The sequence below is a fragment of the Pseudonocardia yuanmonensis genome, assembly GCF_039542425.1.
GTDB lineage: Bacteria > Actinomycetota > Actinomycetes > Mycobacteriales > Pseudonocardiaceae > Pseudonocardia > Pseudonocardia yuanmonensis.
The window spans coordinates 271,633-283,837 of record NZ_BAABIC010000006.1; the positions used below are offsets into that span (position 1 = coordinate 271,633).

Sequence of the window (12,205 nt, forward strand, 5' to 3'; positions counted from 1 at the left end):
CGCGCGGAAGACCGCCGCGGATCGCCCGGCCGAAACGTGGAAGTGCCACGCGCCGAGTGCAAGGGTGCGGCGAACGCCGGCGGATCCGACGGGAGGGGGTACGGATGCTCGCGCTCGTCGTCATCATGCTGATCCTGCTCGCGTGGGGCCTGGTGGCCGGCCGGCTCGCGCGGTTCAGCGTCACGATGCCGCTCGCGATGCTCGCGGCGGGGATGCTGCTCACCGCGGGACCCGATCCGGTGTTCGTCTTCGACATCGAGTTCGAGTCCGCGGAGCACGTCGTCGAGGGCATCCTGGCGATCCTGCTGTTCACCGACGCGACCGAGGTGCCGGGCGGGATGCTCGGCCGCGAGCCGCGCCTCACCCTCCGGCTCCTCCTCGTCGCCCTCCCGCTGTCCCTCGCGGTCGCCTGGCTCGCGGGCGCCCTCCTGTTCGGCGGCATCGGGGCCTGGCTGCTCCTGGTGCTCGCCACGGTCGTGATGCCGGTCGACCTCGCACCCGCGATCGCCTTCGTCCGCGACCGCCGGATCCCCGAACGGCTGCGGCAGGTCGTCAACGCGGAGAGCGGGCTCAACGACGGCCTGGTCGCCCCGGTCTTCCTGATCGCCCTGGCCGGCGCGACCGCGGCCGGCGGCGAGGGGCTGACCGAGGCCGCCCTCAACGCCGTCCCGGCCCTGGTGATCGCGATCGCCGTCGGCGCACTCGTCGGCGCGGTGGCCGCCCGCCTGCTCCGCCTGGTGCTCGACGCCGGGTGGACCCAGCCGTCGGCGCTGCGGATCGGCGTGCTCGCCCTGCCCCTGCTGGCCTACGGCGGGGCGGCCGTGTTCGGCGCGAACGGGTTCGTGGCGGCGTTCGTCGCCGGGGTGTTCTTCGAGCCGGAGGCGCGCCGGCTGCCCGCGGGCACGCTGCACCTGGTCGAGGACGTCGGCACGCTGCTCTCGCTGGCGCTGTGGTTCATCTTCGGCGCGATCGTCAACCAGACCCTGGCCGGTGGGGCGATCACGTGGCAGGTCGTGGTGTTCGCCCTGGTCGCGCTGACGATCGCCCGGATGCTGCCCGTCGCCGTGTCGCTGATCCGCACGGACGTCCCCGCCCGGGACCGGCTCGTCCTCGGCTGGGCCGGGCCCCGGGGCGTCGCGACCCTGGTGTTCGGCATGCTCGCGTTCATCGACCTGGCGAGCCCGCAGAAGGACCTCGCGCTCGCGGTCACCGTGGTCACGGTCGTCGCGAGCATCGTCGTCCACGGGCTGTCGACCGGGCTGGTGGCGCGCCGCTACGGCCGGGCGGGCGTGACCGGCGACGTCCCCGAGCCGGCCTCCCCCGGCGGGCCCGGCCCGGCGGTCGCGCCGGCCGGGCGGCGGGGCCGGTGGCGGCGCCGATGAGCCGACGCCGCTCCGGCCCCCGCCCCGCCGCGGGTCAGCGCGTGGCCGGGCGCGGCTTGTCGACGAACCGGTGGTAGGCCTTCATGCCGTACCGGTCGACCGCCGTCTTGATCAGCCCGAAGATCGCGCCCTGCAGCGTGGCGGCGAGGAGCACCTCCTTGGTGCCGTAGTCACGCGACAGCGGCTGCGGGGTCTCCGGCTCGTTCGAGACCCGCTTCCACACCTGGGCGAACACCTGCCCCGCGATGAGCCCGCCGAGCACGCCCGACAGCAGGCCGACCGGCTTGTACGCCAGCTTCAGCGGGCCGGGCAGGTCGTCACCGAGCTCGGCGGGCTTGCGGTTCTCGTTCTTCGTGCCGCTCATGCCCGGCACGTACCCGGGGCCGCGTCCGCCCACACGCCGGACACACCGACGGCCCGTCCACTGGGGACGGGCCGTCGACGTCGGTGCGGTGGTGCCGGGTCACGCGGGCGGCGTGGCGCCCTCCCCGGGCTGCGGCGTGCGGTCGACGTCGCCGCGCCAGCCGCCCTCCTCGACGCCGCGCGACTCGATGAACTCCTTGAACCGGCCGAGGTCGCCCTTGGCCTGCTTGCTGACGATGCCCAGCGCGTCACCGGCCTTCTCGACGATGCCCTCGGGCTCGAAGTCGAGCTGCAGGGTCACCCGGGTGTGTGTGTCGTCGAGCCGGTGGAAGGTGACGACGCCGCCCTGGTTCGGGCCGCTCACCGACTTCCAGGCGACCCGCTCGTCCGGGTGCTGCTCGGTGATCTCGGCGTCGAACTCGCGCTGCACGCCCGCGATCTTCGTGACCCAGTGCGTCCGGGTCGCGTCGATCTGCTCGATCCGCTCGACCGCGCTCATGAACCGCGGGAACGACTCGAACTGCGTCCACTGGTTGTAGGCGGTGCTGACCGGGACCTCGACGTCGATGCTGTCCTGAACGTTGGTGGTCATGTCTGTCGGGTTGCACCTGCGGCCGACCGCGAAACGTGCGTCGATCGGGGGATTCCGGCGCGGATCAGGTCTCCGGGTCGGGCAGTGCGGGGGCGGCGCGGGAGTCGCGCCGCAGGTGGAGCGGCACCAGTACCCACAGCACCAGCGTGGCGCTCAGCAGCACCGCCACCCCGACGATCCCGCCGATCCGCCCGACCGCGATGTCCAGCACCAGCATCAGGCCCGCCGCCAGCGTCAGGGCCAGGAAGCCCAGCCCCGCCATCGCCAGCCGGTGCCCGGCCCGCACCAGCTCCCGCTTGCGGTTGCGCTGGAAGAGGACCCGGTGCGCGGCGACGGGCGCCACCAGCAGCGTGGAGGTCGCCGCGGCGCCGGCGAGCGTCGCGACGAACAGGCCGTGCTGCACCCCGTCGAGCTCCTTGAAGCGCTCGCTGACCGACATGGTGAGCAGGAAACCGAAGAGGATCTGCACGCCGGTGAACACCACGCGCAGCTCCTGCAGGAGCTCGGCGAAGTTCCGGTCCGCGCGGTTCAGGGGCCCCTCGGCCCGATGCCGGGTGTTCCAGTCCTCGGTCTCGTCGGTGACCGTCGTCGCGGTGGACATGCGCCGCTCCTTCCGCCCCCGTCACGTCCCGGACCGCACTGCTGTACCCGATTTCTCCTGCTTCACACGATCGGGTGAGCGGGAAGGGGGTGCAGCGGAGCATGCGGGCCGGTGGCAGCACCCGGCCTCACCACCCCGGCGATGCCGCCCACACCCGCTCCGACCCGGCCTCACACCCGCACGGAGCGCCGCACACCCCGTCGACGGGATGTCCGACGCGCAACGGGTTGTGCGACCGCCCGGGTACCTCGCGCCGACGGCGATCGGCACGCGCTCCGCCGCCTTCGCGATCCGTCGCGTGGCGGTCCGGGCCACCGCGGGCCCGTCCATAAGGCGCTCACACCCGACGACGCGCGACGCGGGCCGTCGACCGGGTGTGCCGCGGACCGGTCTGGTGTGAGGCCGCGTCTGACCGGATGTGCCGCGGACACGGTCGACGTTCCTCGCCCCGCGAGTAACCCGCTCCCCCGGTTGCACGCCGTCGCCGGCGACCTCGACGGAATGTCACGAGTCGATCCCGTCGGGTGCGTATGCGCCGGGGACCGAGGGGGTACGCCCGGATCGACGAGGACGGCGGAAGGGGGGTGCGGGATGACCTCGACCGGGACGGCGACGTCCGAGGACGGAACCGCCGACGGTCACGTGTGCTGGAGTTACCGGCCCGCTCCCGACGTGCCCGCGGGCGTGCGCCGCAGGCTCGCACCGGTGCTCGAGGCCTGGCACGTGGAGGGCGAGAACGCCGAGGACGTCCTGCTGGTGGTGACCGAGCTGGTGGCGAACGTGGTCGACCACGCCGGCACGCCCTTCGAGATCACGCTGCACCGGGAGCCCGGGGTGCTGCGCGTGTTCGTCCGGGACGAGTGCCCCAGGCCACCCGAGCCGCGCGGCATGGACCCGCGTTCCTCCCGGGGCCGCGGCCTGCTCGTCGTGCAGGCGGTGTGCCGGGACTGGGGCTACGAGGTGCACGGCGATGCGGACACCCCTGGGAAGACCGTCCGTGCCGAGCTCGCGGCCTGAGCCCGTCGCGGTTCGCGGCGGCCCCACCGGGTACCCGGGGCGATGACCGGAATCGTGCGCCCCGGACCGCTGCGCTGGCTGGCCTACGCCTTCGGCGCGGGTCTGCCCGCCCGGCACCGGGAGTGGGTGCTGCACGACGTCACCGTCCCCACCTGGGTGCTCCGGCACCTGGTCCGCGCCGTCGTGCAGATCGCGCCCGTGGGCGTCGCCCTCTACCTGCTCGTCCCGGGCTCGCCCGGGATCCGGGTCACCGCCGTCGTCATGGGCGCGGCGATCGGCCTCGTCTACTCGCTGGCGTTCGTCGAGCCCGCCGCGGAGCACCGGGCGATCAAGGCCGGGTACCCCGAGGGCACCGCGGCCGCGACCCGGCGCGAGCGGCGTCGCCGGGGCCGCCCCGGCCCCGGGCCCGGCACCGTCCACGGCAGCGACCCCCGCATCGACCACCGCGCCGACCACCACGCCGACCACCGCAGCGACCACCGCACCGGTCACGGCGGGCCGGCCGGCCCCTCACGCATCCCCACCACGACGAACGGAGGCACGCGATGACGGAGCGTCCCGGGAACGACACCCACCCCACGCAGACCGAGGAGGCCGTCGACCGGCTCGAGGAGAAGGTGGTCGGGCACCGCGTCGACCAGGGCCGCGACGACGCCTCCCGCCCGGCCGACGGCCAGGACCTCCTGCCCGACTCCGAGTCGACGGGGGCGACGGACGGACCCGGCTCCGAGCCGTCCGACTGAGCGCACCCGTCCTCGCCCGGGCGAGCTCGGACCCGAGCCCGCCCGGGCAGCCCGAGCCCGACCGAGCAGCCCGGACCCGACCGAGCCGCCCGAGCCCGCTCGGGTCCGTCGGATCGAGGACTGCCCGAACCCCCCGGCCCGTCCGGTCCCTAAGGAGAGCGCGATGATCCCGACCCTGTCGGACCCGGGCAACGTCCCGGGGCGCCGGGAGGAGCACGACCCCCACACCGGGCTGCACCCCCGCGATCGGCACGACGCCCTGCGCCCCGACGCGCCGCCGGAAACCCTGGACGCGTCGCCGGAGACCCTGGCGGCCCCCGCACCGGACACGCCCTTCGCGGCCCTGGTCGTCGGGTTGGACGGGTCGCCGCAGTCCCGGGCCGCCGTGCGCTGGGCGGTGGGCGAGGCCCGGACGCGCGGGGCCGTCGTCGACGTCGTCCCGCTCGCCGAGGACCGCGACGGCTGGCTCGACGAGGCCGTGCGCGCCACCGGCACGGACGTCGAGATCCGGACCGTGGCCGAGCGCGGCGATCCCGCCACGGTGATGCTCGCGCACGCCACGGCGGCCCAGCTGCTGGTGCTGGGGCACGTCGGCGGCCGGCTCGACGACGTCGCGCGCCGGTGCATCGAACACGCGCGCTGCCCGGTCGTGCTCGTCCCGGTGGCCGGGCGCTGATCCGTGACCCGCACCGACGACGCCCCCACCCGCACCGCCTCCCGGCGACCGCCGGTCCCCCTGGCCGCCGCGATCGTCGTGGCCCTGCCCGGCCTCTACCTGGGCGCCGCGACCCTCCTCGGGCTCCCGCACCCCGAGCTCCCGCCCCCCGTCGCCGTCCTCATGTACGGGCTGGCGATCGTCGGGGCGGCGTTCGTGCTGTCCTGGGCCGGCGAGGCCGCGCAGGTCGACATGAGCGCGGGCCTCGCACTCGCGATCCTGGCCCTGCTCGCGGTGCTGCCCGAGTACGCGGTGGACTTCGTGTTCACGATGCGCGCCGGCGAGGTCTTCGCCGAGCAGGGCGCCTGCGTGCCGGACCCCGGCGGCACCAATCCCTGCTCACTGGCCCTGGCCAACATGACCGGGGCGAACCGGGTGCTCGTGGGTGTCGGCTGGCCGCTGGTCGTGCTGGTGGCCGTGCTCGCCGCCCGCCGCAACCGCTCCGGCGGCGACGGCGGCCGGGAGGGCGACCGGGCCGGCGTCCGGCTGCCCCGCACCCTCTCCGCCGAGGTGGTGTTCCTCGGCGCCGCGACCGCCTACTCGCTGACCCTGCCCCTGCGCAGCACGCTGACCCTCGTCGACACCCTGGTCCTGGTCGCGATCTTCGTCGCCTACGCGATCCGCCTCGCCCAGGGCCCGGCGGAGGAACCCGACCTGCACGGCAGCGCGAAGTGGGTCGCCGAGCGGCCGGCGACCTCGCGCCGCTGGCTCTACGGGGTGCTCTTCGCGGTCGCCGCGCTGATCATCCTGGCCACCGCCGAGCATTTCGCCGACGGCCTGGTGCAGACCGGCTCCGAGTTCGGCATCGACCGGTTCGTGCTGGTCCAGTGGGTGGCGCCGCTGGCGAGCGAGGCCCCCGAGCTGATCGTCGCCTGCCTCTACGCCAAGCGCCTGCGCGCCGGCGACTCGCTGGGCACGCTGCTCTCCAGCAAGGTCAACCAGTGGACGCTGCTGGTCGGGACGCTGCCGCTGGTGTTCGCGCTGGCGTCCGGCTCGATGCACGGCCTGCCGCTCGACGACCAGCAGCGGGTCGAGCTGCTGCTGACCGGCACGCAGTCCTTCTTCGCCGTGAGCATCCTGGTGACGCTCGGGTTGAGCTGGCGCGGTGCGCTCGCGCTCGTGGTGCTGTTCGCCGTCCAGTTCGCGACGTCGATCTCCCTGCCGACCGAGATCGTGCACAGCGTCTCGCTGGTGCTGTCCGGGGTGTACGCGGTGCTCGGTGTCGCGCAGTTGGTCCGGCACCGGCGACGGCTGCCGCAGCTCCTGCGCGACGGCGTGCGGACCGACCCGCACCGGCTCGCCGACGAGCCGGCCTGAGACCCGGGAGCGGGCGCCGGCAGGTCAGGCCGTCACGGTCAGGCGGTGACGTCAGGCGTGACCGACCTTGTGCGGGGTGCCGCGGAAGGCGCACCAGAAGGTGGCGACCTCCGGGTCCTCCGCGGGGCGTGCCTTCGCCTTCGCCGCGGTGGCCTTGCCGAACATCCGCTTCAACGCGCGCTTCGCCGCGCGCTCGGCCGCCGCGGCCAGCTCCTCCGCCCCCGCCTGCGCCGGCCCGCGCAGCACGGCGACGAACACGAACCGGCGCTTCGCGGCCGAGGCCGCGGGTTCGCGCCACGCCGGGACCCACTCCAGCTCCGCGCTGAGCGGACGCTCGGCGTTCGTGCAGATCGCGCGGGTGAGCGCGGCCTCGAGGACGTGCGGATCCACGTCGGCCGGCGCCTTCACGCGCAGCAGCGCCATCACGGGTTCGGTGGACGTGCGCACGTCGACCCCTTCGTCGTCGGTGGCCCCGCGCATGCGCGGGAGGCTGCGACGCTGCCTGCTCAACGTGCCTGACGCCCACCATGGCACATCGGGGCACTCCGTGCGGGGTGTAGCCGGGGACCGCACGGGTATCGCCGATCACGGGCCGTGCCGACCCCGCGGCCCGGGAGAGGAGAGCCACGATGGGTGCACTGGACGGCAAGCGCGTCGCGATCCTCGCGACCGACGGCGTCGAGGAGGTCGAGCTGACCCAACCGCGCAAGGCGGTCGAGGACGCCGGGGCCACCACCGAGATCGTGTCGGTCTCCGAGGGCGCCATCCAGTCGATGAACTCCGACATCACGCCGAGCGCGACCTACCCGGTGGACAAGCTGGCCTCGCAGGTCTCGGCGTCGGACTACGACGCGGTGATCATGCCGGGCGGCACCGTCAACGCCGACCGGCTGCGCATGGACCAGGACGTCCTGACGTTCGTGAAGGACGTCTTCGCCGCCGGCAAGCCGGTGGGCGTGATCTGTCACGGGCCGTGGACCCTGGTCGAGGCGGACCTGGTGAAGGGCCGCACGCTGACGTCGTTCCCGAGCCTGCGGACGGACATCCGCAACGCCGGCGGGACCGTGGTCGACGAGGAGGTCGTGACCGACCAGGGCCTGGTCAGCAGCCGCAACCCGGGGGACCTCGAAGCCTTCTGCGCGAAGATCGTCGAGGAGTTCGCCGAGGGCGAGCACTCCGTCCACCCGGAGGGCGCCACCGCGTGACCCCGGCCGCGCGCCGGGCCATGATGCCTGCATGACGGTGGGCACATGAGGGGGCCGACGTGACGGCGGGCGAGGAACGGGCGGGCGTCGCGCTCTCGAGCCTGGACTCCCCGCTCGTCGACGGGGAACCCGCGACCAAACGGGACCTCGTCGACTACCTCGACGCCGTCGCCGACCGGATGGTCCCCGTCCTGGCCGACCGGCCGCTCTCGGTGATCCGGGTGCGGCCGGGCCAGGAACCCTTCATGCAGAAGAACCTCCCCCGCTACACCCCCGACTGGGTGCACAGCACGGTCATGCGCTCGCAGACCGGCCGTGAGGTCCGGTACGCGCTCTGCGACGACCGGCGCACCCTGCTGTGGCTGGCCAACCAGCGGGCCGTGGAGTACCACCCGGCCCTGTTCACCGTGGGTGCGGCGCAGGCCTCCCAGCTCGTGCTGGACCTCGACCCGCCCGAGGGCGCCGGTTTCCCCGCCGTCGTCGCGGTCGCCCACCTGGTGCGCGAGGCGCTCGCGGGGGCCGGGCTGACCGGGGCGGTCAAGACCAGCGGGTCCAAGGGCGTCCACATCGTCGTCCCGCTCGCCCCCACCCCGTTCGACGACGCCGCGGCCGCCACCCGCGCCCTGGCCGCGCGGACCGAGAAGCTCGACCCCGGCCTCGCGACCACCGCGTTCCTGCGCGAGGAGCGCGAGGGCAAGGTCTTCGTCGACTCCACCCGCGCGGGGGGCGCGACCGTCGTCGCCGCCTACAGCCCGCGCATCCGCCCCGGCCTTCCGGTGTCGTTCCCCCTCGACTGGGCGGAGCTCGACACCGTCTCCCCCACCGACTTCACCCTGTTCACCGCGCCGGGCCTGCTGGCGGACCGGGTCGGCTGGACCGAGGCGCTGCCCGCCCCGCAGGAGCTGCCGGCCGACCTCCTGGAGGAGGGCCACGCGATCCCGGTCGCGCGGGTGCAGGCGATGCACGAGGGCAAGCGGCGCAAGCGCGCGGCGCGCGAGGGCTGACCCCGGCCGACGGAGACGGGACAGGGCCGGGGCCGCGCGTCCCCCACGCGCGGGCCCCGACCCCCCGTCCGGGCCCCCGACCTCCCGTCCGGCCCCCGTCAGCCGGTCACGGGCAGGTTCTTCCGCACGACCTCGGGCCGCGGCGCCTCGCCCGCCTCCGGCTCGTGCCTCTTCACCACGGGCTCGGCGTCCTGCTCCTCCTCGTCCTCGAGGGCGCAGGTCGCCGACCCGACGGTGATCCTCAGGAGGTCACCCTTCGGCGACAGCGCCTTGAGCAGGTCGTCGACGGTCCGCAGCGGGGTCTGCCGCAGGTCCGGCAGCTGGCCCCGGACCAGGCCGATCAGGTCGGGCGCGACCTGCTTCTCCTTGTCGTTCAGCTCCCGTCCCCGGTCCTGGCCGGGCAGCAGGGTCAGGGTGAACCCGGTGACCGTGACGGAGTCGTCGTCGCGGTCCTGCTGGTTGAGCGTGATCTCCAGCAGCGGGGAGAGCGGGAACTTCTGGTCCTCCAGCGGCACGTTCACCGGGGTGCCGAGGATGTCGGCGTCGAGCAGGTCGACGCCGGCCGAGCCGCCGTCCGCACCGTCGCACCAGGTCCGCATCGTGTCGGCGCGGAGGATCCCCAGCAGGTTCACCTCGGCCACGGTGGCCTCGGCCCGGTGGCCCTCGGCCTCGGCGACGAGCGCGGACAGCCCGATCCCGGGCTTGCCGTCCAGGGGGAGGGCGGAGACGTCCGCGACGCTCTGCCGGTCGTGTTCACCGTCCCGGGACTCGGCGTACGGGGTGGGGCTGATCGCCAGCAGGCCGTCCGTCTCGAACACGTAGGCGGACGAGTCCGGGCGGGGCGCGGCGGAGGCGGCGGTGGAGCCCAGCAGCAGCACCGCCGCGGCGGTGGCCGCACCCACGGCGGCCGCACCGGCACCGGCGAACGTGGAGGTCTTCACGCGTCGGGTCCCTTTCGTGATCATGCTTCGTCGATCGTCACGAGCGTGCCGAGCGGCACCTCGGTGAGCTGGCGCAACGCGTCCGCGGGGACGCGGATGCAACCGTCGCTGGTGGCGGTGCCGAGCACGTCGTCGGTCGGCCAGGTGTGGATGGCGACGGTCCCCGGGCCGCCGCCGAAGGTGTCGTGCGTGGGGCTGTGCGTGCCCAGCGGCAGGATCACCGGCGAGTACTGCTGCTGGTCGTCGCTGAACGCGCCGAGCAGGAAGGTGCGGCCGGTCGGGGTCGGCGCGGAGGGCTTGCCGATGCCGACCGTCCACTCCGCGAGCTTCGCGCCGCCCTCGTACAGGGCGAGCGTCCTGGAGCCCAGGTGCACGGCGATGCGGTACGGCGTGGTCTTCACGTCGAGGTCGGCCAGCGGCAGCCAGCCCGTCGACGAGCTGGGCCGCGAGGGCAGCAGGACCTGCGCCCACTCGCCCTGCTGGCCGATCACCGGGAGCCACGTGTCGCCGATCTGCGTCACGGGCATGCGGGCGATCGGGGTGCCGTCGGGGGCGTCGTGGACCAGCGTCTCGCGGACCGGGTGGGCGACCCGGCCGTCCGTGATCCCCTGCGGCGCCGGGTCGGGCACGGTGCCCTGCAGCGTGGTGTAGGTGGTGCTCTCCTGCAGCGAGGCCGGGTCGACGGCCGTGGCGACGGGGGCGGAGCCCGCGCCGGAACCGCCCTGCTGCGCGGCCGGCGACGGCGCACCGCCGACCAGCAGCCCGACGACGAGCACGATCGCCAGCACGGCGACGACGCCGAAGCCGGCCCGGAGGACGAGCCCGGACCGCGAGGGGCCGCGCTCCGCGCGCCGCCGGGCCCGTGGGGGGAGGGTGTGGTTGGCCATCACGCGCCCCACGACCGGTTGCGGGCGGGGGCGGGGACCGGGGAGACGTCCGACGCGCTGTGCACGTTCGGATGAACGACGGCTCCACGATCAGGTGACGCCGCGCCTCCTCGTGATTGCTCGCGTTCGGACGGACGGAGTCGATCACGCGGCGGACGGTCGTGACCCGCCGTTCGCCCGGTACCCGCCGCGCCGAACGGTCCACCCACCGTACCACTCACGGTTACGATCGCTCCGGCCGGAATGACGGAGCGTGACGAGGAGACGGTGTGCTGCTGGCGGACGAGCGGGTGCGGATCGTGGAGTGCTGCCGGCGGATGGCCGCCGCGGGGCTGACGGTGGGCACCTCGGGCAACGTGAGCGAGCGGCGCGGCGACCTCGTCGCGATCACGCCGACCGGCGTCGACTACGGCGAGCTCACGCCGGCGGGGGTGTGCGTGGTCGACCTCCAGGGCCGCGCGGTCGAGGAGGGCCCGCTCCCCTCCTCCGAGCTGCCCATGCACCTGGCCGTCTACGCCGGGACCGGGGCGCGGGCCGTCGTGCACACGCACCCGCTCTACGCGACGGCGCTGTCCACGCTGGTCGACGAGCTGCCCGGCATCCACTACCTGGTCATGCAGCTGGGCGGGCCGGTGCGGGTCGCGCCGTACGCGCGGTACGGGTCGGCCGAGCTGGCCGAGGCGAGCGTGCGGGCCATGGCGGGGCGCAGCGCGGTCCTGCTGCGCAACCACGGCGCCACGACGTGCGGCGACACGCTCCCGCGGGCCTATGACCGGGCCGTCACGCTGGAGTGGCTGTGCCGGCTCTACCACCAGGCCCGGCTGCTCGGGGAGCCCGCGCTCCTCCCCGACGACGAGCTCGCCGCCGTCGGGGAGCAGCTGCGGACCTACGGGCAACGCCCGTGAGCGGCGATCGTCGCCGGACGACGATCGCCGTTGGCGCGGTCAGGTGGTGCGGGACCGGCGGCGGGTCGCGTACCAGTAGTGGGCCGCGACGCTGACCGCGATCCAGAAGATCGGCCCGCCCGGCCAGAAGAAGGACACCGGACCGACCACCCAACGGACCAGGACCACCAGGACCAGGGCGAGCCCGAGGCCGGCGTGGATCATCAGCCGGCGACGGGCGTCCGGCGACAGGGTGCGCGGGCCCGGCGGGGCGGGCGGCGGCGCCGGCAGGTCGGCGGTCAGCGGGACCAGGTCGGCCTCGACCTTCGCCGCGTAGGCCGCCTGCTGGCGCTCGTCGGCCTCCTCGAGGGTCAGCCGGCCCTCGGCCGCGGCTGCGCGGATCCGGTCGGCGACGGCCTCGCGGTCGGCATCCGACAGCCGCAGGCCCGGCGACGCGGACCGGGTGGGCACGGTGTGCTCGCTCATGATCTCCCCCAACGTCTCTCGTGGTGTGCCACCACCGTGCCGGGACGGTGCACCGCGCGCGTCGCACC

The 12,205-nt window shown here is 74.7% G+C and carries 16 protein-coding genes; 9 read left to right on the forward strand and 7 right to left on the reverse strand.

The features are described from left to right. Positions 1–104 precede the first annotated feature (104 nt). Positions 105–1,382 (forward strand): cation:proton antiporter domain-containing protein, encoded by a 1,278-nt coding sequence (locus ABD990_RS11430; RefSeq protein WP_345380357.1) that lies wholly within the window; start codon positions 105–107, stop codon positions 1,380–1,382. A 34-nt stretch (positions 1,383–1,416) separates the two neighbouring features. Here the strand turns inward: ABD990_RS11430 and ABD990_RS11435 are convergent, their stop codons facing one another. The 3 genes from ABD990_RS11435 to ABD990_RS11445 form a co-directional block, all read right to left on the reverse strand. After that, positions 1,417–1,746, reverse strand: coding sequence for a DUF4235 domain-containing protein (locus tag ABD990_RS11435; protein WP_345380358.1), 330 nt, complete (start codon positions 1,744–1,746; stop codon positions 1,417–1,419). 99 nt (positions 1,747–1,845) lie between these two features. After that, a complete protein-coding gene (locus ABD990_RS11440) occupies positions 1,846–2,337 on the reverse strand; it encodes an SRPBCC family protein (RefSeq protein ID WP_345380359.1) in 492 nt (163 codons plus the stop codon). A gap of 64 nt (positions 2,338–2,401) precedes the next feature. Next, a complete protein-coding gene (locus ABD990_RS11445) occupies positions 2,402–2,938 on the reverse strand; it encodes a DUF6328 family protein (protein WP_345380360.1) in 537 nt (178 codons plus the stop codon). A 591-nt stretch (positions 2,939–3,529) separates the two neighbouring features. On the opposite strand from ABD990_RS11445, the gene ABD990_RS11450 reads away from it, so the two are divergent. From ABD990_RS11450 to ABD990_RS11470, 5 genes are all read left to right on the forward strand, one after another. Next, the gene (locus tag ABD990_RS11450; protein WP_345380361.1) at positions 3,530–3,955 is read left to right on the forward strand and encodes an ATP-binding protein; all 426 of its coding nucleotides are present in this window, start codon (positions 3,530–3,532) and stop codon (positions 3,953–3,955) included. 42 nt (positions 3,956–3,997) lie between these two features. Beyond that, positions 3,998–4,504, forward strand: a complete 507-nt coding sequence (locus ABD990_RS11455) for a DUF5313 family protein (protein WP_345380363.1) — start codon at positions 3,998–4,000, stop codon at positions 4,502–4,504. Beyond that, positions 4,501–4,698, forward strand: coding sequence for a hypothetical protein (locus ABD990_RS11460; protein ID WP_345380364.1), 198 nt, complete (start codon positions 4,501–4,503; stop codon positions 4,696–4,698). The genes ABD990_RS11455 and ABD990_RS11460 overlap by 4 nt, the downstream gene beginning before the upstream one ends. Before the next feature lie 163 nt (positions 4,699–4,861). Beyond that, positions 4,862–5,374, forward strand: coding sequence for a universal stress protein (locus tag ABD990_RS11465; RefSeq protein ID WP_345380365.1), 513 nt, complete (start codon positions 4,862–4,864; stop codon positions 5,372–5,374). Positions 5,375–5,377: 3 nt separating this feature from the next. Then, positions 5,378–6,730, forward strand: coding sequence for a sodium/calcium exchanger protein (locus ABD990_RS11470; RefSeq protein ID WP_345380366.1), 1,353 nt, complete (start codon positions 5,378–5,380; stop codon positions 6,728–6,730). 51 nt (positions 6,731–6,781) lie between these two features. Here ABD990_RS11470 and ABD990_RS11475 read toward each other — a convergent pair whose 3' ends face one another. Next, complete coding sequence (locus ABD990_RS11475; protein WP_345380367.1) at positions 6,782–7,210, reverse strand: hypothetical protein; 429 nt, start codon at positions 7,208–7,210, stop codon at positions 6,782–6,784. 149 nt (positions 7,211–7,359) lie between these two features. Between ABD990_RS11475 and ABD990_RS11480 the strand changes: the two genes are divergently transcribed. Together ABD990_RS11480 and ABD990_RS11485 are read left to right on the forward strand one after the other, a co-directional pair. Then, positions 7,360–7,935, forward strand: coding sequence for a type 1 glutamine amidotransferase domain-containing protein (locus ABD990_RS11480; RefSeq protein WP_345380368.1), 576 nt, complete (start codon positions 7,360–7,362; stop codon positions 7,933–7,935). A gap of 59 nt (positions 7,936–7,994) precedes the next feature. Beyond that, the gene (locus ABD990_RS11485; RefSeq protein WP_345380370.1) at positions 7,995–8,939 is read left to right on the forward strand and encodes a DNA polymerase domain-containing protein; all 945 of its coding nucleotides are present in this window, start codon (positions 7,995–7,997) and stop codon (positions 8,937–8,939) included. Between the two features lie 98 nt (positions 8,940–9,037). Here the strand turns inward: ABD990_RS11485 and ABD990_RS11490 are convergent, their stop codons facing one another. Then, complete coding sequence (locus ABD990_RS11490) at positions 9,038–9,880, reverse strand: choice-of-anchor P family protein (protein ID WP_345380371.1); 843 nt, start codon at positions 9,878–9,880, stop codon at positions 9,038–9,040. 20 nt (positions 9,881–9,900) lie between these two features. Then, entirely contained in the window at positions 9,901–10,767 is an 867-nt protein-coding gene (locus ABD990_RS11495) for a L,D-transpeptidase (protein ID WP_345380373.1), read from the reverse strand. A 269-nt stretch (positions 10,768–11,036) separates the two neighbouring features. Between ABD990_RS11495 and ABD990_RS11500 the strand changes: the two genes are divergently transcribed. Further along, on the forward strand, positions 11,037–11,672 hold the full coding sequence (locus ABD990_RS11500; protein WP_345380375.1) for a class II aldolase/adducin family protein: 636 nt from the start codon (positions 11,037–11,039) through the stop codon (positions 11,670–11,672). A 39-nt stretch (positions 11,673–11,711) separates the two neighbouring features. On the opposite strand, the gene ABD990_RS11505 is transcribed toward ABD990_RS11500, so the two are convergent. Beyond that, complete coding sequence (locus tag ABD990_RS11505) at positions 11,712–12,137, reverse strand: DUF1707 SHOCT-like domain-containing protein (protein ID WP_345380377.1); 426 nt, start codon at positions 12,135–12,137, stop codon at positions 11,712–11,714. Between the last annotated feature and the right edge of the window lie 68 nt (positions 12,138–12,205).